This window comes from Pseudomonas sp. B8(2017) (genome assembly GCF_002113575.1).
In the GTDB taxonomy this organism is placed as follows: Bacteria; Pseudomonadota; Gammaproteobacteria; order Pseudomonadales; family Pseudomonadaceae; genus Aquipseudomonas; species Aquipseudomonas putida_Z.
Window position 1 is genome coordinate 41,271 of sequence record NZ_NEIO01000004.1, and the last position, 20,544, is coordinate 61,814.

The 20,544-nt window shown below is 64.6% G+C and carries 17 protein-coding genes; 7 read left to right on the plus strand and 10 right to left on the minus strand.

The annotated features are described in order from the left end of the window. The first annotated feature begins 124 nt into the window (after positions 1–124). Together CAG22_RS08280 and CAG22_RS08285 are read left to right on the plus strand one after the other, a co-directional pair. On the plus strand, positions 125–2,311 hold the full coding sequence (locus tag CAG22_RS08280; RefSeq protein WP_085591565.1) for an OsmC domain/YcaO domain-containing protein: 2,187 nt from the start codon (positions 125–127) through the stop codon (positions 2,309–2,311). Positions 2,312–2,679: 368 nt separating this feature from the next. After that, the gene (locus CAG22_RS08285; RefSeq protein ID WP_085705202.1) at positions 2,680–3,492 is read left to right on the plus strand and encodes a class I SAM-dependent methyltransferase; all 813 of its coding nucleotides are present in this window, start codon (positions 2,680–2,682) and stop codon (positions 3,490–3,492) included. Positions 3,493–3,509: 17 nt separating this feature from the next. Here the strand turns inward: CAG22_RS08285 and CAG22_RS08290 are convergent, their stop codons facing one another. Beyond that, entirely contained in the window at positions 3,510–3,809 is a 300-nt protein-coding gene (locus CAG22_RS08290; protein WP_085591561.1) for a hypothetical protein, read from the minus strand. Between the two features lie 420 nt (positions 3,810–4,229). Continuing rightward, positions 4,230–6,362: a TonB-dependent siderophore receptor gene (locus CAG22_RS08295; protein ID WP_025338819.1), complete on the minus strand. Its 2,133-nt coding sequence runs from the start codon at positions 6,360–6,362 to the stop codon at positions 4,230–4,232. 225 nt (positions 6,363–6,587) lie between these two features. Between CAG22_RS08295 and CAG22_RS08300 the strand changes: the two genes are divergently transcribed. Next, positions 6,588–7,169, plus strand: coding sequence for a hypothetical protein (locus tag CAG22_RS08300; protein WP_025338820.1), 582 nt, complete (start codon positions 6,588–6,590; stop codon positions 7,167–7,169). Positions 7,170–7,173: 4 nt separating this feature from the next. On the opposite strand, the gene CAG22_RS08305 is transcribed toward CAG22_RS08300, so the two are convergent. Further along, positions 7,174–7,938 carry a hypothetical protein gene (locus tag CAG22_RS08305; RefSeq protein WP_085705204.1) on the minus strand — a complete coding sequence of 255 codons (765 nt, stop codon included), beginning with the start codon at positions 7,936–7,938 and terminating at the stop codon, positions 7,174–7,176. Between the two features lie 204 nt (positions 7,939–8,142). Between CAG22_RS08305 and CAG22_RS08310 the strand changes: the two genes are divergently transcribed. Continuing rightward, positions 8,143–8,661 (plus strand): DMT family transporter, encoded by a 519-nt coding sequence (locus tag CAG22_RS08310; RefSeq protein WP_025338822.1) that lies wholly within the window; start codon positions 8,143–8,145, stop codon positions 8,659–8,661. On the opposite strand, the gene CAG22_RS08315 is transcribed toward CAG22_RS08310, so the two are convergent. Beyond that, on the minus strand, positions 8,662–9,570 hold the full coding sequence (locus tag CAG22_RS08315; protein WP_085591552.1) for a LysR family transcriptional regulator: 909 nt from the start codon (positions 9,568–9,570) through the stop codon (positions 8,662–8,664). 452 nt (positions 9,571–10,022) lie between these two features. Between CAG22_RS08315 and CAG22_RS08320 the strand changes: the two genes are divergently transcribed. Together CAG22_RS08320 and CAG22_RS08325 are read left to right on the plus strand one after the other, a co-directional pair. After that, a complete protein-coding gene (locus tag CAG22_RS08320) occupies positions 10,023–10,997 on the plus strand; it encodes a quinone oxidoreductase (protein ID WP_085705206.1) in 975 nt (324 codons plus the stop codon). 41 nt (positions 10,998–11,038) lie between these two features. After that, a complete protein-coding gene (locus tag CAG22_RS08325; RefSeq protein ID WP_085705208.1) occupies positions 11,039–11,959 on the plus strand; it encodes a LysR family transcriptional regulator in 921 nt (306 codons plus the stop codon). Positions 11,960–12,289: 330 nt separating this feature from the next. On the opposite strand, the gene CAG22_RS08330 is transcribed toward CAG22_RS08325, so the two are convergent. Together CAG22_RS08330 and CAG22_RS08335 are read right to left on the minus strand one after the other, a co-directional pair. After that, complete coding sequence (locus CAG22_RS08330; RefSeq protein WP_023660807.1) at positions 12,290–12,619, minus strand: hypothetical protein; 330 nt, start codon at positions 12,617–12,619, stop codon at positions 12,290–12,292. Between the two features lie 74 nt (positions 12,620–12,693). Continuing rightward, positions 12,694–13,344: a DUF998 domain-containing protein gene (locus tag CAG22_RS08335; RefSeq protein WP_085705210.1), complete on the minus strand. Its 651-nt coding sequence runs from the start codon at positions 13,342–13,344 to the stop codon at positions 12,694–12,696. A 193-nt stretch (positions 13,345–13,537) separates the two neighbouring features. Between CAG22_RS08335 and CAG22_RS08340 the strand changes: the two genes are divergently transcribed. Beyond that, complete coding sequence (locus tag CAG22_RS08340; RefSeq protein ID WP_024087290.1) at positions 13,538–14,287, plus strand: FadR/GntR family transcriptional regulator; 750 nt, start codon at positions 13,538–13,540, stop codon at positions 14,285–14,287. A 169-nt stretch (positions 14,288–14,456) separates the two neighbouring features. Here CAG22_RS08340 and CAG22_RS08345 read toward each other — a convergent pair whose 3' ends face one another. The 4 genes from CAG22_RS08345 to kdgD form a co-directional block, all read right to left on the minus strand. Then, a complete protein-coding gene (locus CAG22_RS08345) occupies positions 14,457–16,037 on the minus strand; it encodes an aldehyde dehydrogenase (NADP(+)) (RefSeq protein ID WP_085705212.1) in 1,581 nt (526 codons plus the stop codon). 165 nt (positions 16,038–16,202) lie between these two features. Next, entirely contained in the window at positions 16,203–17,756 is a 1,554-nt protein-coding gene (garD, locus tag CAG22_RS08355) for a galactarate dehydratase (RefSeq protein ID WP_025338828.1), read from the minus strand. 77 nt (positions 17,757–17,833) lie between these two features. Beyond that, the gene (locus CAG22_RS08360) at positions 17,834–19,195 is read right to left on the minus strand and encodes an MFS transporter (RefSeq protein ID WP_015270698.1); all 1,362 of its coding nucleotides are present in this window, start codon (positions 19,193–19,195) and stop codon (positions 17,834–17,836) included. Between the two features lie 104 nt (positions 19,196–19,299). Next, positions 19,300–20,211: a 5-dehydro-4-deoxyglucarate dehydratase gene (kdgD, locus tag CAG22_RS08365; RefSeq protein WP_025338830.1), complete on the minus strand. Its 912-nt coding sequence runs from the start codon at positions 20,209–20,211 to the stop codon at positions 19,300–19,302. Positions 20,212–20,544 lie beyond the last annotated feature (333 nt).

A 20,544-nucleotide genomic window follows, 5' to 3' on the forward strand; every position in this document is an offset into this window, starting at 1 on the left:
GCAGTTCCTGTGGGAGCTGGCTTGCCGGCGATAGGGCCGGTACAGGCAAACAGGACTTCCGGCAGAAAAACCCGGATAATGCCGGCCAATTTCGTTTTGCACGCTTAAATCACGGTAATCCCGCATGGAAATCAAGGTCAATTTTCTCGACAATCTCCGTCTCGAAGCCAAGTTCGACGACTTCACGGTGATCGCCGACCAACCGATCCGCTACAAGGGTGATGGCTCGGCCCCGGGGCCGTTCGACTATTTCCTGGCGTCTTCGGCCTTGTGCGCGGCTTACTTCGTCAAGCTGTACTGCCAGACCCGCGACATCCCTACCGAAAACATTCGCCTGTCGCAGAACAACATCGTCGACCCGGAAAACCGCTACAACCAGGTCTTCAAGATCCAGGTCGAGCTGCCCGAGGACATTTCCGAGAAGGACCGCCAGGGCATCCTGCGCTCCATCGACCGCTGCACCGTGAAGAAGGTGGTGCAGACCGGCCCCGAGTTCGTGATCGAAGTGGTCGACAACCTTGATGCCGATGCCCAGGGCCTGCTGATGCCGGTGGCGGACACCAGCACCTACATCCCCGGCAAGGACCTGCCGCTGGAGCAGACCATCGCCAACATGTCGGGCATCCTCGCCGGGCTGGGGATGAAGATCGAGATCGCCTCGTGGCGCAACATCGTGCCCAACGTGTGGTCGCTGCATGTGCGCGACGCCCAGTCGCCGATGTGCTTCACCAACGGCAAGGGCGCGACCAAGGAGGCCGCGCTGGCCTCGGCGCTGGGCGAGTTCATCGAGCGGCTGAACTGCAACTTCTTCTATAACGACCAGTTCTGGGGCGAGGACCTGGCCAACGCGTCGTTCGTGCACTACCCGAACGAGCAGTGGTTCAAACCCGGCCCGCGCGATGCGCTGCCGGCCGAGATCCTCGATGAGCACTGCCTGGCAATCTACAACCCGGACGGCGAGCTGCGTGGCTCGCACCTGTACGACACCAACTCTGGCAACACCGCGCGCGGAATCTGCTCGTTGCCGTTCGTGCGCCAGTCCGACCAGCAGGTGGTGTACTTCCCGTCCAACCTGATCGAGAACCTGTTCCTCAGCAACGGCATGAGCGCCGGCAACACCCTGGCCGAGGCTCAGGTGCAGTGCCTGTCGGAAATCTTCGAGCGTGCCGTGAAGCGCGAAATCCTCGAAGGCGAGCTGTGCCTGCCGGATGTGCCGCAGGAGGTGCTGGCCAAGTACCCGGCCATCGTCGCCGGCATCCAGGGCCTGGAAGAGCAGGGCTTCCCGGTGCTGGTCAAGGATGCGTCGCTGGGTGGCGAGTTCCCGGTGATGTGCGTGACCTTGATGAACCCGCGCACCGGCGGCGTGTTCGCTTCGTTCGGCGCCCACCCAAGCCTGGAAGTGGCGCTGGAGCGCAGCCTCACCGAACTGCTGCAGGGCCGCAGCTTCGAAGGCTTGAACGACCTGCCGCAACCGACCTTCGAAAGCCACGCGCTGACCGAGCCGAACAACTTCGTCGAGCACTTCATCGACTCCAGTGGCGTGGTGTCGTGGCGCTTCTTCAGTGCCAAGGCCGACTTCGAGTTCGTCGAGTGGGACTTCTCCGGCCACGGCGAGGATTCCAACGTGCAGGAAGCCGCGACCCTGTTCGGCATCCTCGAGGACCTGGGCAAGGAAGTGTACATGGCGGTGTACGACAACCTTGGCGCCACCGCCTGCCGCATCCTGGTGCCGGGTTACTCGGAGATCTACCCGGTCGAGGACCTGATCTGGGACAACACCAACCGCGCCCTGTCGTTCCGCGCCGACATCCTCAACCTGCACAGCCTGGACAACCGTTCCCTCAAGCTGCTGCTCAAGCGCCTGGACAACTGCGATGTGGATGACTACACCACCATCACCACGCTGATCGGCGTGGAGTTCGACGAGAACACGGTGTGGGGCCAGCTGACCATTCTCGAGTTGAAGCTGCTGATCTGCCTGGCGGTACAGCGCTTCGAGGACGCCAAGGAACTGGTCGAAGCGTTCCTGCAGTTCAACGACAACACCGTCGAGCGCGGCCTGTTCTACCAGGCGCTGAACGTGGTGCTGGAGGTGCAGCTGGATGACGAACTGGAAATGGACGACTACGAAGCCAACTTCCGCCGCATGTTCGGTAACCCGCGCATGGACGCGGTGCTGGGTTCGGTGGACGGCAGCGTGCGCTTCCATGGCCTGACCCCGACCAGCATGAAGCTCGAAGGCCTCGATCGCCACCTGCGCCTTATCGAAAGCTACAAGAAGCTGCACGCGGCCCGGGCCAAGTTCGCCTGATAGCCGCAGTGCTCCAATTCTGGCCTCATCGCCGGCAAGCCAGCTCCCACAGGTACAGCACATGACTTGAGGTCGATGCTGTCGAGGTGGGAGCAACTGTCTTGTGTTGTTCATCAGGGCCTTATCGCCGGCAAGCCAGGCTCCTACAGGTACTGCGGATGGTTTGAGGTGAATGCGGTCGAGGTGGGAGCTGGCTTGCCGGCGATTGGGCCGGTAGCCTTCATATAGCGCTTTGTTCTTGCCACTATCCCCAATCTGTCTTGCCGCTTTGCCTGCCAGGCGCGTAGCGTTTTGCTCCCATCCCCTCGATCCGTGGCGCGTTGACCGCCAGAAGGACCTCGGCCGCGCACAACAAGAAGGCGCAGACCATGAGCACCCCTTTGGATACCAATGCCCTCAAAGCCCGCCAGCAAGCCGCGTGGGCCAGTGGCGACTACGCGGTAATCGGCACCACCCTGCAACTGGTTGGCGAGCGCCTGGCCGAAGCCTGTGACCTGCGCTGGGACGAGCAGGTGCTGGATGTCGCCGCCGGCAACGGTAATGCCACCTTGGCTGCTGCCCGGCGCGGCTGCCGTGTCACCTCCACCGACTATGTGCCCGAGCTGCTCAAGCGCGGTGAAGAACGTGCGCGGGCCGAGCACCTCAATGTGGTGTTCCAGACCGCCGATGCCGAAGCGCTGCCATTTGGCGATGGAACATTCGATGCGGTGCTGTCCACCTTCGGCGTGATGTTCGCGCCCGACCAGGCCCAGGCCGCGCGTGAACTGGGCCGGGTGTGCCGACCCGGTGGCCGGATCGGCCTGGCCAACTGGACCCCGCAAGGGTTCGTCGGGCAGATGTTCAAGACCCTCGGGCGGCATGTACCGCCACCAGCCGGGGCTCTGCCGCCTTCACGCTGGGGTGATGAAGAACAGTTGCGCGTGATGTTCGAGGGGGCGCTGGGCGAATTGAAGGTCAGCCGCCAGCACTTCAATTTCCGCTATCGCTCGGCGGCGCATTTCATCGAGGTGTTCCGCACCTGGTATGGGCCGGTGCACAAAGCGTTTGCCTCGCTGGAGCCGGAAGCGGCCGGGGCGCTGGAGCGGGATCTGACCCAGTTGCTGAATGAAAGCAATGTGGGCGGCACGTCGTCGTTGGTGGTGCCGAGTGAGTACCTTGAAGTGGTGATCATTAGAGGTTGAGCCCACGGGCCAAGCGCTCAGTTCTTGCACTTGGCCATCACCACCTGGCAAGTCTTCGGTGTGCCCCCTGACCGGCTTGCATAACGCACGCAGTTGTTCAGCGATTTCTGCCGGGCAATGCTCAGCGTATTGCCCCACGCGAGGCCGCCTTCGCCGGTGGTGGGCACGGCTTTGGCGAAGCAGTTGGAGCCCGTTGCGGGTGTCGCGTACCTGGCCTTGCTGGCTTTGCTGGAGCAGCCGGCGGTGAGTGCCAGGCTGAAGGCGAGCAGGGTGGTCAGCGCCCAGGACATGTAGGGGCGAATCGGTTTACTGCTCATATGCTCTCCTTACTGAGGGGCAGGACTTTGCAAACGTAAGCGAGGTGCTGCCCCTGTGGAGCGGGCTAACCCTAATGCCGGTCAGTTAAGCAAATTGGGGCCGCTTTGCGGCCCTTCGCGGCGGTTCGGCGTCCCGACTTGCCCGCTCCCACAGGAACTGCGCATTTTCTGAGCCTTGCACCAATCCTGTGGGAGCGGGCAAGTCGGGACGCCGAACCGCCGCGAAGGGCTGCAAAGCAGCCCCAATCAAGCCGGCAAACCTTAACTGACCGGAATGAGGGTAAACCCGCGAACACTGGCAAAGCCGGTGCCATACACTGCGCAGGATATTGCATTCAAGCGAAGCGGTGAACGCTTGCGTTGCACCAGATGCAGCGCAAGGCCTTGCTCCATGGCAAGGCCTTGCGCCTGGGGCAACGATCAGAAGCGGTAGTTGAAGCTGGCTTCCAGCGTACGCGGTGCACCCGGGGTGATCAGGTCCACCGAACCGTGCGCGGAGGCATAGTAGTCGCGGTCGAACACGTTCTTCAGGCGCAGTGCGGCGTCCCACTGCGGCACGCTGTACAGCAGCGCGGCGTCGAAGGTGGTGTAGCCCGGCATCACCACCACGTTGTCGAGTGCGGTGTAGCGCTCGTCGACGTAGTTGGCGCCGGCGGCCACGCGCCATTCCGGGGTCAGGGTGCGCACCAGCCAGACGTTGGCGCTGTTACGCGGTGTCAGGGTAGGGGTCTGGCCTTCGTTGGCAACGCCGTTGGTCTTGCTGTTGGACTTGGTGATCTCGGCATCCAGGTAGGCGTAGCCGGCGTAGATCTGCCACTTGTCCGTGAGTTGCCCACTGACGGTGGCCTCGAAGCCGTCGGTACGCTGCTCGCCGGCCAGCACGGTCAGGTTGGGGTTGGCCGGGTCGGCGGTCTTCATGTTGGTGCGCTCGAGGCGGAATACCGCTGCGGTCAGCGACAGGCGGCTGTCGAGCAGGTCCCACTTGGCGCCGATTTCGTAGTTGGTGGTTTCTTCCGGCTCCAGGTGCTGGTTGGTCGGGCTGACCGCGAACACTTCGCCCGAAGGCTGGTAGCTGCGGCTGACCGACACATAGTAGGACTGGATGTTATCCGGCTGGTAGACCAGGCCGGCACGTGGGCTCCAGGTCTTGTCGGTACGGTCGAGGTCTACGTTCTGCGCGCGGTCGTCGTCGTACTCCTGGCCAAAGATGTCATAACGCACGCCGACCAGGGCCTTCCAGTGCTCGTTCAACTCGATCATGTCCTGCACATACAGGCCGGTGGTCTGCTGGAAGTTGGTGCCCTTGGACGACAGGTTGGCGGCGTGCTCCGGCACCGGCACCAGGGCGTCGCGATACACCGGCACCTGGGCCACGTTGTTCTGGCTCAGCACCCGCTGGTGCTTGTCCTGGAAGCCCACCTCCACGCCATACAGCAGGTTGTGCTGCATGCCGGCAAGCTGCGCCTGCTGCTTGAGTTCGGTCTGGTTGAACATGCCGTACTCGTCGCGGGCGACGTTGCCACGGTTGAGCTTCACCAGCAGTTCGCCGTCAGGCGCGGTGACGAAGCGCGTCGGGCTGCTGTCGGCCAAGGTGTTGTTGCGGTCCAGGTCGTAGCGGTAGTACCGGCTGGTGTTGGTCAGGGTGAAGTCGTCGTTGATGCGGTAGTCCAGGCTGGCAGTCAGCGAGAACACCTCGCTGCGGGCGTAGTCCTGGTCGGCATCGCCGGAGCCGAAGCGCTTGTCGCGGTCCACATCTACCGGGCGGTTGCCCAGCGCCGGGATGCCGAAGTCGATCAGGCGCTTGTCGTACAGGTAGGTGGCGCCCAGGTTCAGTTCCAGGTCGTCGGAGAGGCGGAAGTAGGCCGACGGCGCGATGGCCTTGCGGTCGATGTAGCCATCGTCGCGGAAGGTGTCGCTGTCTTCGAAGGCGCCGGTCACGCGGTAGGCCTGGTTGCTTTGCGGGTCGGCCCAGCCGGTGTCGAACTGGGTGCGGCGCTTGCCTTCGCTGTCGAAGCTCATGCCGACTTCGCGCTTGGGCGTGAAGCTCGGCTTCTTGCTGATGCTGTTGATCAGGCCGCCCGAAGAGCCACGGCCATACAGCACGGCGGCAGGGCCCTTGATCACCTCGACCCGCTCGATGTTGGACAGGTCGCGGAAGTACAGGGCGTCGTCGCGCACGCCGTCGATGTACATGTCGCCAATGGCGCTGAAGCCGCGAATGGTCACCTGGTCACGCTGGCCGTCGCCGTTGGACAGGCCGACGCCGGGCACGTTCTTCAGCACGTCTTCCATGGACTGCGCACCCTGGTCCTTGATCACGCTTTCGGGCACGACGTTGACGGTTTGCGGGATGTCGCGCAGCGGGGCGTCGATCTTCATGGCGCTGCGGCTTTCGCTGGCCTTGTAGCTTTGCTGCTCGTAGGCGCTGGTGACGGCAGTGGCGGGCAAGGCGAGGGAACCCTGCGATTCAGATTGGACAGCCGCGTGAACAGCAGGCACAACCAGCAGGCCCAGCATGGAAATGGATGCTGGTGCAACAGACTTTTTTGCCATTACAGGTGACTCTTTGTTGTATTTGAAGGTCACGAATAGTAATGATTTGTAAATGTAAAGCAAGTGTAAAGAGTTCGCATTTGCTGTTGCAAGGGTGCTCGTGGCAAAAAAACGACAAAACACGTCGCAAGGGGGAGGGCCGGCAATGTGCCAGGCAAGGGCTATGCTTGTTGGCGCGTGAACATTTCACGCCCCATTCGGTCTTGATCACATGGAAGCAGGCCTATGAATCCAATTCGCTCTCTCGCTCGTGCTGTTGCCCTTGCCACCCTGGCGTCCGCCGCCAGCTTCACGGTGCAGGCTGCCGGTATTCCCATTGGTAGCGAGGCGCTGGAAAGCCATGTCACCACGCAGGTCACGGCCATCGACCTGGCCAGCCGCCAGGTCACGGTGAAAGGCCCTGACGCCAAGAAGGATGTGACCTTCCAGCTCACGGAAAAGGCCAAGGCGCTGCCCAACCTCAAGGTGGGTGACCAGGTCGACATTTACGTGACCCGAGCGGTGGCCTATGTGCTGAATCCCGAGGTGGGCGGTGCACCGAAGGCGACTGAGGAGTCCGGTACCATTCGCGCCACGGCAGACAACCCCAACCCGGGCGGCGAGGCGTTCCGCCAGGTCAAGGTGACCTCGCAGATCAAGAAGATCGACCTCGAGACGCATGAGGTGAGCCTGTTGCCGCCGGAGGGCAAGCTGCAGGTGGTCAAGGTCGAGAACCCTGACCTGCAGGCACGCATGAAGAACCTCAAGGTCGGCCAGACGGTCGACGCGATCTACACCGAAGTGCTGCGCGTCGAAACCTCGCGCTGACCCTTCATTGGGGCAGGCTACGGGTTGCCCGCGCATGGATCCGCCGTGATGCCTTGCATGACGGCGGATGTCGTTCGAACAGCTGCATCACCCAATCGGGCCGAGTCTTGCTGGCATCGTTGAGCCAATTGGCAACCGAGTCCTGGGCATACTTGTCTGCTTCGGCCAGGCGCGGCGCCAACAGTGGCTCGGCCACTTCGGGCGCTTGCTTGAGTGCGGCGATGTGCTCGCACCAGACGCCACGTGGGCGCAGCACCTCGATACAGAAGCGTCGTACCAGTGGGTTGCTGTCGCCGGCATGTCGGGCAAGCAGGGCCAGGGCATCATCCAGCGCTTGAGCCAGGCGCGGGCGCAGGGCTATCCAGGCCCATTCGCGCACACCAAAATGTTCATCGCGAGCAAAACGCAGCTGGGCCAGCAATGCGGCTTCGAGATCGAGCGTGCGTGACAGGTGCGCCTGGGCGAAGGCCGCCCAGCTGCGCACCGTATCGGAGCTGTGTGCGCTGCATTGCTCCAACACCTGCTGGCGCTGGGGCGCAGGTGCGGGTTCCAGCCACTGCCCAAGGGCAAGGCCGATCCCCGTGATTTTTTTTGACAGGCCCTGCGAGCATGTTTCTTCGGCGCAGGTAGCCAGTTGTTCGATCAGCGTGTCGGGCAACTGGCCTGCCAGTGCACTGACCAAGGTCCTTTGATCCACTGCCAGGCACTCGGCCAGGTTGCGGGTGGGCAACTGCCCATGGTCGATCAGGGTTGTACGTTCATCTCTCATCGAATGTGCTCCATCACATACGGTTTGGTCTGCCCTCAGCCGTGAACCCGCCGGCTCAGGCCGCGGGCGCCGAGGCTGGGCAGCATCCTAGCCCAATTGGCTGGTATCCATGTGGCGAATAGCATGCGTGCACACTTTCGATTTCCATGGATAAAGGGAATTTTCCGATCATCGCCTGAACATCTGTCACGAATGAGGACTGCCATGTTCAGCAAGACCTTGTGCCTTCTGGTGCTTCCCTTTGCCCTGGCGTTGCTTGCCGGTGCCGTGCTGCCGTTCCAGGCTGCGGGTAATGCCGCCGTCGGCCGGGCGCTGGGGCACTGGTTGTGGGGTGCGTTCACGTCATTGACGGTAAGTTCGCTGGTAGTGATCGCCGCGTTGCTGATCCTCAGGGTGCCGGCGCCGGACATGGGCAAGGCCTTGCAGGGGCCCTGGTGGCTGTGGGTTGGCGGTGTGCTCGGGGCGTTGTACGTGGCCGGTGCCGCGGCGCTCACCCCCAGGCTGGGCGCCGCGGGTTTCCTGGTGCTGGTGGTGGCGGGGCAGATCATCACGGCGGTGGTCGCAGACCACTTCGGGGTGATGGGGTTGGGGGGCAAGCCGCTCAACCTGGCCAGGTTGGCGGGTGTGGTGCTGATCCTCTGCGGCGTGCTGCTGGTGCAGGGCACCTGGGCAGCAGGCACGCCGGCCAGTGCCACTGCTGTGGTGAAACAGCCGGAAGGCTGATCAGCGCCCCGGCTGGCTGCACGCCCACACGGTTTCCCGCAGCCAGCGATGCCCGGGGTCGTCGTCCTTGCGGCTGTGCCAGGCTTGCTGGTAATCGAACGAAGGAATCGCCAGTGGCGGCTCGAACTGGCGCAATGTCCTGTGCTGGTGCAGCGAGCCCACCGCGCGGCTGGCCACGGTCAGGATCAGGTCGGTGCCGGCCAGCACTTCGACTGCCGCACTCCAGTGCGGCAAGGCCAGGGCAATCCGCCGACGCAGGCCTTGCGCGGCCAGGGCGCGTTCGATTTCATCGAAGGCATCCGGGTGCATGGCCATCAGCACATGCGGGCGGGCCAGCCAGTCGGCCAGGGGCAGGCCGCCGCTGGCCGGCAGCACCTGGCGGTCGGCAACGCTGATGAAGCTGTCGGTGAACAGCGGCTGCGCCGTGATGGCCTGGGGCAGGTCCGGGAAGATGCCCAGGGCCAGGTCCAGTTCACCATCGAGCAACTGGGCCAGCATGGTTTCGCGGCTGGCCTGGCTGATGGCCAGGTCCACCCCGGGCGCGACCTGGCGCAGGTGGCGCAGCAGGGGTGGCAGGATGATCCGCGAGGAATAGTCGGACAGCGAGAGCCTGAAGCGACGCTGGGCCTTGGCCGGTTCGAACTGTGGGGCGGCCAGCAGGCCGTTGAGGTTGCCCAGGGCGTCGTGCAGCGGTTTGGCCAGCGATTGGGCGCGGGCGGTCAAGGCCATGCGGCCGTTCTGGCGCACCAGCAAGGGGTCGTCGAAGTGCTTGCGCAACTGCGCCAGGGCGTGGCTTACCGCCGGTTGGCTGCGGTGCAGGCGCAGGGCGGCGCGGGTCACGTGCTTTTCGCTCAGCAGGGCGTGCAGGGCGAGCAGCAGGTTGAGGTCGATCTTGCGTAGTTCATCCATGGTGCGAATGGTCTTGGTTGTGTCTGGCAGTTTTCATCAGCTTAACAAATGCCCAAGGCTGTCGAGGCCCCAGGATTTCGGCATCATGGCTGACGTTGTCGGGGCCGCGTTGCGGCCCATCGCGACACAAGGCCGCTCCTACAAGGACCGTGTCAGTCGTTGGGGTTATACTCCCCACCCGTTTCACTGTTATCCGAGTATTCCTATGGGTCTTTCCGCAACCGCAACACCCGAGCCGCGTAGCCTGGGCGCCCCTATGCCGGCAACCTGATCGGCGTGCGCCTGCGTCCGCTGTTCTTTGCCGGCGAGCGTCGGCCTGTAGCGCTGACCGGGTGCTGAGGCACTGAGCGAATTGCTGCAAGGGGTGCAGAAATCATCTGCATCCCGCCTGATTGTTCAACTTTCCCCGCCTGATTAGCCTGACTCGAACACCCATCCAACAGGATTCGATCATGGCTACCCGCATCGTTCTCAACAGCACCGGCACCGCCGATGTCATGCAGCTTGAACACTTGCAAGCACAAGCCCCAGGGCCCGGCCAGGTCTGGCTGGAACAGACGGCCATGGGTGTCAACCCGCTCGACCTGTTGCAGCGCAAGGGCGGTGCCCCACTGGACTTGCCTTCCGGGCTGGGGCTGGAAGGGGCTGGGCGGGTCGCCGCCGTCGGCGAAGGGGTACATGACGTGCAGGTGGGCGACCGGGTCGCCTATGCCATGGGCCCGGTTGGCGGTTACGCCAGCGGCCGCCTGTACCCGGCCGAGCGCCTGATCAAGCTGCCGCCGCAGCTGGATGACCAGGCCGCTGCCGCCGTGCTGTTCAAGGGCATCACGGCGCAGTACCTGCTGAAGACCACCTATGCCGTGGGCCCCGGTAGCCAAGTGTTGCTGTACGGTGCCGCCGGTGCCTTGGGCCAGCTGATGGCGCCTTGGGCGCGGCACCTTGGGGCGACGGTGATCGGCGTGGTATCACGCCCGCAGAGTGTGGCAAGGGCGCAGGCAGCGGGTTGCCACCATGTGCTGGTGTTCGACGCGGCAACCTTGGCCGGCCAGGTCCGCGAGCTGACCCACGGCCAGGGCGTGGACGTGGCCTATGACTGTGTCGGCAAGGTGTCGCTGCAAGCCTCGCTGGACAGCCTGCGGGTGCGTGGCTTGCTGGTGTCGTTCGGCGGCACCTCCGGCGCGCCGGCGGCCATCGAGGTTGCCACGCTCAACGCCAAGGGCTCGCTGTACCTGACCCGGCCCTCGCTGGCAGCACACACCCGCACGGTCGATGAGTACCAGCAGCGCGCCGCCGATGTGCTGGCGGCGGTCGCCGAGGGTATCATCCAGCCTCGGGTCTGGCGTGCCTACCCGCTGGCCGACGCGGCCAGGGCCCACCGGGACCTGGAGCAAGGGCAGTCGGAGGGCGCGCTGGTCCTTACTGCCTGATACCTGATTTCCACCCCTACTGCCTTGTGCCGAGCCTTGCCATGGATGCCTTCGACAGCCGCCGCGCCGATGAACTTGCCACCTTGCTGGCGCTGCACGAGCAGGGCTCGTTTGCCGCTGCCGGGCGGCAGCTGGGGCGCCATCCCACGGTGCTGTCGAAGCGCCTGAGTGCACTGGAGGTGCGCCTGGGCATTCGCCTGGTTGAGCGCAGCACGCGGCAACTGCGCTTTACCGATGAAGGCGAGCGGCTGGTGGCCAAGGTGCGCGAGGCCAACCGGCTGATCGCCGAGGCCGAACAGGAAGCGGCCGAGGGGGCGGCGACGGTACGTGGGCGCCTGCGCCTGGCATTGCCGGCAGCCATGGGCCGGCGCTGGTTGAGCGGGATGCTGGCCGATTTCGTGCTGGCCTACCCGCAGGTGATGGTGGAGGCCGAGTATGCCGATCGTTTCGTCGACCTGATCGGTGAGGGTTTCGACGCTGCCATCCGCATTGGCGAGCTGGCTGACAACCGCCTGGTGGCCAGGAAGCTGTGCGATCACCTGCGCATCCTGTGTGCGTCGCCCGAGTACCTGGCCCGGCATGGCGCACCTGGGCAACCGGAGGATCTTGCTGGGCACAATTGCTTGGGTTTCAGTGGCTTGCGAAGCTTTCCTGAATGGCGACTGATGAGTGGTGGGCAGCAGGTGAGTGTCAAGGTTGCCGGCAGCCTGCGCAGCAATGACAACGAAGCCCTGCTGGAGGCGGCGCGGCGTGGCGTTGGCATCCTGGCGGGAGGGGACTGGCTGATGGGCGAGGACCTCGCCGCCGGGCGCTTGGTGCGGGTGCTGCCGCAATGGCAGCTGGATGTGGCGGCAGGCATTTACCTGGTACGGCCGACCGCGCGCCTCAACACTGCCGCCCTGGTGGCTTTCAAGGCGTGGCTGGAAGCACGCTTCGAGGCCGGCGCACCATGGCGGCTATAGAATTGCACATAACTAATTGAATTAGCAGGGACCCTGTGGGAGCGGCTTTAGCCGCGAACACCGGCGTAGCCGGTGCCATGCACCGCGTTGGCTTCTTCGCGGCTAAAGCCGCACACACATCGACCGCATCGCTTTCAAGCCATGTGCAGTACCTGTGGGAGCTGGCTTGCCGGCGATGAGGCCAGTACAGGCAGCATCAGCCGGGCGGTTGTTACAAGTCGAGCACCAAGCGGGCAGTACGAGCATGCGAGACGCACAGCATAATGCTCCCACAGGGTACGCGGGCCGCTTGCGAATCCAGTTCTCTACGCGAAAAGGGCTGGGCAATCGTTATCGCCTTGCTACAGCATGCTGCACGCACTGCTCGTAATAGGTCTGCTTGATCGCTGCAGGCTTGAGCCGCGAGCGGCTGTTGTAGGTTTGTTCGGTAATGCCGAAGGCGGTCATGCGCATCCACGGTTTGGGGAATTTGCGCGCCTGCAGCTTCTTGCGCGTGGCATACAGGGTTACCCCGGAAAGCTTGGCCTGCTGCGCCTCGGCGGCTATCTGCGCGCCCCAGCCGCAAGTGTGGCGATCGTTCTGGCTCAGCGCCCGTGCCTGGGCGCCGAAAGCGAGCGTGGCCAGCAGGCAGCCGGCCATCGTTGCTAGAAGTACTCGCATGTTGCTGTCCTAAGCATCTGAAGGAAAACGAAGTTTGCCTTCACAAGCTGCTACCGGGGGCCAGCAAATTGCCGTCAGGTTGTTGCCATCCGCAACGGGCTGGCGCGGGAGGGGCGTAGGCTGGTCCAGGCCAGGCTGGCGACCCAGATTACTGATACGCCGTAGTTCAGTCGCTGGTACAGGCCGAACCACTGGCCGCTTTGCGCTGCCTTGCCCATGAGCGCGACGGTCACGATCGCCAATACCACGCAGGCCAGGGAAAACAGCCCCAGTGCCCTGGAGCCGGCAATGCGATTGCCCAACCAGGCCCACAGCGCGCTAGCAAGGGTCAGCGAAAGGAACATCAGCAAGCCGGACAGGTTGTGTAGCTGCTGCGAACGGGAAGGCTGCGCCGGAACGCAACCTTGGTCGCAGGGAAACCACCCGGTACCCAGGCTGCCCACGCCATGCAACAGCACCAGCGCCGCACTCAGCAATGCCAGCTTCGAGCCACGCCAGCGCCGCGCCAGGCCCCAGGCAAACAGGGTGAACAGGATGGCAAGGGGGAAGTTGTTGACCAGCGGCGACCAGTTCTGGGTCGGCGAACCGACCGCGCCGAGCTGGCTCATGGCCTGTTGCAGGTGGTCGTAGCCGGGGTAGGCCAGGGCGGTGAACCATACACCTGCCAGCAGCCAGAGGGGGATCAACAGGCCGCTGGCGAGCAACAGGCGGTCGAGGGGTTTCATGCTGTGTTTTCCTTCCATGGATGAGCGTGAAACCGCACAGTACAGCCTCGCACCTGCGAGGGGCCAGCATTTCCAGTGTTTCGTTCAGGGCTGCCGCGCCTGCGAACGCCGAGAAATACCGCACTGTGTGTATGTGATCGTACAACTGCTTGCGCTATGATGAGCGCTGTCTTTCAAGGTGAAATACAGGGCAATGACAGAGCAGCAGGTACAGGCAAAGACCCGGCGCAAGCCGCGCAGTCTGGCCCAGGAACTGGTCACGGTGCTGACCGAGCGCATTCGCAGCGGCCAGCTCAAGCGCGGCGACAAGCTGCCGACCGAATCGCAGATCATGGCCGAAGAGGGTGTCAGCCGCACGGTGGTGCGTGAAGCGATCTCGCGGCTGCAGGCCGCCGGGCAGGTCGAGACCCGCCACGGCATTGGCACCTTCGTGCTGGACGCGCCAGCCACGGGTGGTTTCCGTATCGACCCGGCGACCGTGGTCACCCTGCGCGAAGTATTGGCGGTGCTGGAGTTGCGCATTGCCCTGGAGATCGAATCGGCGGGCCTGGCGGCGCAGCGGCGCAGCGATGAAGAGCTGACCGGCATGCGTGCGGCGCTGGACGAACTCAACGAAGGGGCTGCTCACGCCACGGATGCGGTGTCGGCGGATTTCCAGTTCCACCTGCGCATTGCCCAGGCCAGCGGCAACCACTACTTCGCCGACATCATCAACCACCTGGGCACCAGCATCATCCCGCGTACCCGGTTGAACTCGGCGCGGCTGGCCCACGATGACCAGGCGCACTACATGAGCCGGCTGATGCACGAGCACGAGGCGATCTACGAAGCCATCGCCCGGCGTGATAGCGAAGGCGCGAAGATGGCCATGCGCATGCACCTGAGCAACAGCCGCGAGCGCTTGCGCCAGGCGCATGAAGAGGCCGAGGCGCAGGGGGCCTGAGGCCTTCGTCGCTTGTACCGGCCTCTTCGCGGGCGTGCCCGCTCCCACAGGGATCACCTTATCTTGAGGGTGCAGCAATACCTGTGGGAGCGGGCGTGCCCGCGAAGAGGCCGGTACAGCCAAAAGAAAAGCCCCGCCATGTGCGGGGCTTTCTGGTTTCAAGGGGCGATCAGATCGCGCCCTCATTCCACTGGCCATTCACCAGACGACGCAGCCCAAGCGGGTTGCCGTCGCGCAGTGCCTCAGGCAACAGCGCCTGCGGGTAGTTCTGGTAGCACACCGGGCGCAGGAAGCGGTCGATGGCCAGGGTGCCGACCGACGTGCCGCGCGCATCCGACGTGGCCGGGTAAGGCCCGCCGTGCACCATCGCATCACACACCTCGACACCGGTCGGGTAGCCGTTGACCAGGATCCGCCCGACTTTCTCCTCCAGCAGCGGCACCAGCCAAGCGAAGGCCTGCAGGTCTTCCGGCTCGCCGATCAGGGTCGCGGTCAGCTGGCCGCGCAGGCCGAGCAGGGCGGCGCGCAACTGGTCGTTGTCCTGCACTTCCACGGCAACAGTGGTCGGGCCGAACACTTCTTCCTGCAGCAGCGGGTCAGACTCCACCAGCAGGCGGGCATTGGCCTTGAACAGTTGGGCGCGCGCCTGGCTGCCTGCCTGCGCCTGGCCGGCCAGGTGCTCGATACCGGCATGGGCGTGCAGGTGCTCCAGGCCACCAACGTAGCTGCGCAGGCCACCGGCGTTGAGCATGGTCTGGCCGGCTTGCTGGCTCAGGTGCTGGCCAAGCTCGGCCAGCAGTTGGCTGTACTGCGGCGACTGCAGGCCGATCACCAGGCCCGGGTTGGTGCAGAACTGGCCTGCGCCCAGGCACACCGAACCGGCCAGTTCTCGGGCGATGGCTTCGCCACGCTTGACCAGGGCGCCCGGCAGGATGATGACCGGGTTGATGCTGGACATCTCGGCGAACACCGGGATCGGCTGCGGGCGCTCGGCGGCCATGCGGCACAGGGCGTCACCGCCTTTCAGCGAGCCGGTGAAGCCGACGGCCTGGATGGCCGGGTGCTTGACCAGCCACTCACCGACGCCGCCACCGAACACCATGTTGAACACGCCCTTGGGCATGCCGGTGCGCTCGGCGGCGCGCTGGATGGCGCAGCCGACCAGGTCGGCGGTGGCCATGTGGCCGCTGTGGGCCTTGAACACCACCGGGCAACCGGCGGCCAGGGCCGCGGCGGTATCGCCACCGGCGGTGGAGAAGGCCAGCGGGAAGTTGCTGGCGCCGAACACGGCGACCGGGCCGACGCCGATGCGCATCTGGCGCAGGTCCACGCGTGGCAGGGGCTGGCGCTCGGGCAGGGCCAGGTCGATGCGTGCACCGAGGAAGTCACCACGGCGCAGCACCTGGGCGAACAGGCGCATCTGGCCGCTGGTGCGGCCGCGCTCGCCCTGGATACGGGCGGGGGGCAGGGCGGTTTCACGGCAGACGATGGCGACGAAGGCGTCGTCCAGTTCGTCCAGCTCGGCGGCGATGGCGTCGAGGAATTCGGCGCGCCGCGCCGGGGCCAGCTGGCGGAATTCGGCGAAAGCGGCGGCCGCGGCCTTGGCGGCCTGGTCCACTTCGCTTTCGGTGGCTTGGGCGAAGCTGTAGGGCAGGGCCTCGCCGGTGCTGGCGTCCAGGCTCTGCAGGCGCTGCGGGCCAGCGGCGCTGCGCTGGCCGGCGATGAAGTTGTGGCCGAGGATTTCAGGCATGGGGTGCTCCTGTAGGTTGAGAGAAAATCTGGCAGGTTGTCGCATGACCTGTGGGAGCGGGCGAGCCCGCGAACACCGGCGCAGCCGGTGCCATACACCGGGTTGCCTGCTTCGCGGGCTCGCCCGCTCCCACAGGGATCGCGACACTGTCGAGAAGCCGGGTCATCAGGTAATCGGTGCCGGGTTGAACAGGGTGATGTCGTTGTGCAGGCGATGCTGTTCGGCCCAGGTCTGCTTGCGGCCGCTGGCCACGTCCAGGTAGTAGTGGAACAGCTCCCAGCCCAGCTCCTCGATGGTCGAGCGGCCGCTGGCGATGCGCCCGGCGTCGATGTCGATCAGGTCGGGCCAGCGCTGGGCCAGCTCGCTGCGGGTGCATACCTTGACCACCGGCGCCATGGCCAGGCCGTACGGGGTGCCGCGGCCGGTGGTGAACACATGCAGGTTCATGCCGGCAGCCAGTTGCAGGGTGCCGCAGACAAAGTCGCTGGCCGGGGTGGCGCAGAAGATCAGGCCTTTGCGGTTGACCCGCTCGCCCGGGCCGAGCACGCCCTGGATGGCGCCGCTACCGGACTTGACGATCGACCCCAGGGACTTCTCGACGATATTCGACAAGCCGCCTTTCTTGTTGCCCGGCGTGGTGTTGGCGCTGCGGTCGGCGGCGCCTTGCTGCAGGTAGCGGTCGTACCAGTCCATTTCGCGCACCAGGGCGTCTGCGACCTCCTGGTTTTCCGCCCGCGAGGTGAGCATGTAGATGGCGTCGCGCACTTCGGTCACTTCCGAGAACAGCACGGTGGCGCCGGCGCGTACCAACAGGTCGGCGGCGTAGCCCAGTGCCGGGTTGGCGGTGATGCCCGAGAAGGCATCGCTGCCCCCGCACTGCATACCCAGGATCAGTTCGCTGGCCGGCACGCTTTCGCGGCGGCGCTGGTCGAGTTTCTTCAGGCGGGTCTCGGCCAGTTCCATGATCTGCTCGATCATTTCCACAAAGCCCAGGCTGGCGTCCTGCAGGCGGTACAGCCACGGGTCGCTGAGGTCCACCGACGGGTCGTTGTCGTGCATCACCTGGCCGGCCTGCAGCTTTTCGCAGCCCAGGCTGATGACCAGGGCCTCGCCGCCCAGGTTGGGGTTGCGCGCCAGGTTGCGTACCGTGCGGATCGGGATGTAGGCATCGCGCGCGTTGATCGCCACGCCGCAGCCATAGCTGTGGGTGATGGCCACCACGTCATCGACATTGGGGTACTTGGGCAGCAACTCGCTGCGAATGCGCTTTACCGCATGCTCCAGCACGCCGGCCACGCACTGCACGGTGGTGGTGATGCCGAGGATGTTGCGGGTGCCGACGGTGCCGTCGGCGTTGCGGTAGCCTTCGAAGGTGAAGCCTTCGAGCGGCGGCAGCGGCTGCGGGACGGCGTCGCAGCGTGGCAGGCTGTCCAGCTCCGGCGCGGCCGGCATGGCCAGCTGGCTCTCCTGCACCCAGCTGCCCTGGCGCAGGTCTTCCAGCGCGTAGCCTATGATCTGCCCGTAACGGCGCACCGGTTCGCCCTTGGCGATGGCTACGGTGGCCACCTTGTGGCTCTGTGGCACGCCTTCGACCAGGGTCAGGCCGTCAGCGAAGCGGGCGCCTTCGCCCAGGCCGCCATCGTTGACCACCACCACGACATTGTCGTCGTCGTGCAGGCGGACGTAGCGGGGCGAGTCGGAATGTTCGATCAACTGCATGTTCGGGCCCTACTTGTCAGGTTCTCAGGCTTTTGTACATCCGCCCACGGCGGGGTGGCCGACGCGGGCGTGTTCACTCAGTGGCGCGAGCCGGCCAGTTCGCTGCCGGCCGCTGGCTCGGCGTCAGGCTTTGGGCTTTCACGCAGCTCGATGCGCTTGATCGGGCCGACGATCACCAGGTAGCTGAACACCGCCACCAGGGCGTTGGCGCCGACATACACCAGGGCCCACTTGAACGAACCGGTGGCACTGATGATGTAGCCGATCACGATCGGCGTGGTGATCGAGGCGATGTTGCCGAAGGTGTTGAACAGCCCGCCCGACAGCCCGGCGATCTGCTTCGGCGAGGTGTCGGCGACCACTGCCCAGCCCAGCGCGCCGATGCCTTTGCCGAAGAACGCCAGGGTCATGAAGCCGACCACCATCCACTCGGCGTCGACGTAGTTGCAGAACACCATGGTGGTCGACAGCAGCAGGCCGCAGACGATCGGCAGCTTGCGCGAGAAGGTCAGCGAGTTGCCGCGACGCAGCAGCCAGTCGGAGATCACCCCGCCCAGCACACCACCGATGAAGCCGCAGACCGCCGGCAGCGAGGCGATGAAGCCGGCCTTGAGGATGGTCATGCCGCGCTCCTGCACCAGGTACACCGGGAACCAGGTGAGGAAGAAGTAGGTGATGGCGTTGATGCAGTACTGGCCCAGGTACACGCCCAGCAGCATGCGGCTGGTCAGCAGTTGCTTGATGTAGCCCCATTTCGGGCCGTCGTTGCCGCGCTTCTGGTCCATGTCCACCAGGCCGCCGTTCTGCTCGATGTGCTCGAGTTCACCCGGGCTGATGCGTGGGTGTTGGCGCGGGTTGTAGATGGTCTTCAGCCACACCATGGAGAACACGATGCCCAGTGCGCCCATGACCACGAACACGTGCTCCCAGCCGAAGCTGAATACGATCCAGCCCATGATCGGTGCGAACAGTGCGGTGGCGAAGTACTGCGCCGAGTTGAAGATGGCCGAGGCGGTGCCGCGTTCCTGGGTCGGGAACCAGGCCGCGACGATGCGCGCATTGCCCGGGAACGACGGGGCTTCGGCAAAACCGACCAAAAAGCGCAGGGTGAACAGCGTCACCACCGCCCAGGCCACCGGCAGGCCACCGACAAAGCCCTGCAGCAGGGTGAACAGCGACCAGGTGAAGATGCTGAAGGCGTAGACGTTCTTGGAACCGAAGCGGTCGAGCAGCCAGCCACCAGGAATCTGGCCAGCCACGTATGCCCATCCGAAGGCGGAGAAGATGTAGCCGAGGGTCACGGCATCGATGCCGAGGTCTTTCTGCAGGCTGGAGCCCGCGATTGCAATGGTGGCGCGGTCAGCGTAGTTGATCGTGGTCACCAGGAACAGCATGAACAGGATCAGGTAGCGCACATGCGTCTTCTTCGTCGCTTGCATGCTGGTAGTACTCCCACTAGTTATTTTTGTGCGGGCTCACGAATTGTAACCGGAGTGGGGCTGGCCCACTCCGGGCGCGGCATCTGGCAGGCCGCGGGCGGCGCTTACTGCGGGCCCATCTTGTCCATCAGCGCGGCGAGTTTTTCGTACTCGTCGGCGGTGAGGTCGGTAAGCGGAGTACGCACCGGGCCGGCGTCGTAACCGGCGATCCTGGCACCGGCCTTGACGATGCTCACGGCGTAGCCGGCCTTGCGGTTGCGGATGTCCAGGTACGGCAGGAAGAAGTCGTCGATCAGCTTGGCCACGGTGGCGTGGTCGTCACGGGCGATGGCGTTGTAGAAGTCCATGGCGGTCTTCGGCACGAAGTTGAACACGGCGGAGGAGTACACCGGCACGCCCAGGGCCTTGTAGGCAGCAGCATACACCTCGGCGGTCGGCAGGCCACCCAGGTAGCTGAAGCGGTCGCCCAGGCGGCGACGGATCGACACCATCAACTCGATGTCACCGAGGCCGTCCTTGTAGCCGATCAGGTTCGGGCAACGCTCGGCCAGTTTTTCCAGCAGGTCGGCGTTCAGGCGGCAGACGTTGCGGTTGTAGACGACTACGCCGATGTTTACCGATTTGCACACTGCTTCGACGTGGGCGGCGACACCTTCCTGGCTGGCTTCGGTCAGGTAGTGCGGCAGCAGCAGCAGGCCCTTGGCACCCAGGCGCTCGGCTTCTTGCGCGTATTCGATGGCCTGGCGGGTGGAGCCACCGACGCCGGCGAGGATAGGTACCGACTTGGCGCAGGTGTCGACGGCGGTCTTGATTACCTGGCTGTATTCGCTGGCAGCCAGGGAGAAGAACTCACCGGTGCCGCCGGCGGCGAACAGGGCGCTGGCGCCGTACGGGGCCAGCCATTCCAGGCGCTTGACGTAGCCAGCCGGGTTGAAGTCGCCCTGGGCGTTGAAGTCGGTGACCGGGAAAGACAGCAGGCCGTGGGAGAGGATGGATTTGAGTTCTTGTGGAGTCATTGTTGTTGGCATCCTGTGGCGCTTGGGTGAAGGGTGTTGTTTTGCGTTGGAGGTAAGTTATCGTACAACTTGTACGATGACTAGTCCCTTTGGGAGATTTTTTTGTGGAGGGGCTGAAGGAATGTTATTGCCTGGCCCGGCCTCTTCGCGGGCATGCCCGCTCCCACAGGGACCGTGGTGCGCTTGAAGGTAGCGGAGATTCCCTGTGGGAGCGGGCGTGCCCGCGAAGAGGCCGGCACAGGCGACAACAAGAGATGTATAAGACACAGATGGCAGACTAGCTGCGATCAGTCATCGTATCTCTTGATGAGGTAGGAAAAAACGATCGCGGAG

What these genes read in the sequence shown, in the direction of transcription:
- CAG22_RS08345 (WP_085705212.1), bottom strand. Translation starts at nt 16,037, where the DNA reads ATGCCTGAAATCCTCGGCCACAACTTCATCGCCGGCCAGCGCAGCGCC.
- CAG22_RS08360 (WP_015270698.1), bottom strand. Translation starts at nt 19,195, where the DNA reads ATGCAAGCGACGAAGAAGACGCATGTGCGCTACCTGATCCTGTTCATG.
- CAG22_RS08305 (WP_085705204.1), bottom strand. Translation starts at nt 7,938, where the DNA reads ATGAGAGATGAACGTACAACCCTGATCGACCATGGGCAGTTGCCCACC.
- CAG22_RS08315 (WP_085591552.1), bottom strand. Translation starts at nt 9,570, where the DNA reads ATGGATGAACTACGCAAGATCGACCTCAACCTGCTGCTCGCCCTGCAC.
- CAG22_RS08295 (WP_025338819.1), bottom strand. Translation starts at nt 6,362, where the DNA reads ATGGCAAAAAAGTCTGTTGCACCAGCATCCATTTCCATGCTGGGCCTG.
- garD (WP_025338828.1), bottom strand. Translation starts at nt 17,756, where the DNA reads ATGCAGTTGATCGAACATTCCGACTCGCCCCGCTACGTCCGCCTGCAC.
- CAG22_RS08325 (WP_085705208.1), top strand. Translation starts at nt 11,039, where the DNA reads ATGGATGCCTTCGACAGCCGCCGCGCCGATGAACTTGCCACCTTGCTG.
- CAG22_RS08330 (WP_023660807.1), bottom strand. Translation starts at nt 12,619, where the DNA reads ATGCGAGTACTTCTAGCAACGATGGCCGGCTGCCTGCTGGCCACGCTC.
- CAG22_RS08290 (WP_085591561.1), bottom strand. Translation starts at nt 3,809, where the DNA reads ATGAGCAGTAAACCGATTCGCCCCTACATGTCCTGGGCGCTGACCACC.
- CAG22_RS08310 (WP_025338822.1), top strand. Translation starts at nt 8,143, where the DNA reads ATGTTCAGCAAGACCTTGTGCCTTCTGGTGCTTCCCTTTGCCCTGGCG.
- CAG22_RS08285 (WP_085705202.1), top strand. Translation starts at nt 2,680, where the DNA reads ATGAGCACCCCTTTGGATACCAATGCCCTCAAAGCCCGCCAGCAAGCC.
- CAG22_RS08335 (WP_085705210.1), bottom strand. Translation starts at nt 13,344, where the DNA reads ATGAAACCCCTCGACCGCCTGTTGCTCGCCAGCGGCCTGTTGATCCCC.
- CAG22_RS08280 (WP_085591565.1), top strand. Translation starts at nt 125, where the DNA reads ATGGAAATCAAGGTCAATTTTCTCGACAATCTCCGTCTCGAAGCCAAG.
- CAG22_RS08320 (WP_085705206.1), top strand. Translation starts at nt 10,023, where the DNA reads ATGGCTACCCGCATCGTTCTCAACAGCACCGGCACCGCCGATGTCATG.
- kdgD (WP_025338830.1), bottom strand. Translation starts at nt 20,211, where the DNA reads ATGACTCCACAAGAACTCAAATCCATCCTCTCCCACGGCCTGCTGTCT.
- CAG22_RS08300 (WP_025338820.1), top strand. Translation starts at nt 6,588, where the DNA reads ATGAATCCAATTCGCTCTCTCGCTCGTGCTGTTGCCCTTGCCACCCTG.
- CAG22_RS08340 (WP_024087290.1), top strand. Translation starts at nt 13,538, where the DNA reads ATGACAGAGCAGCAGGTACAGGCAAAGACCCGGCGCAAGCCGCGCAGT.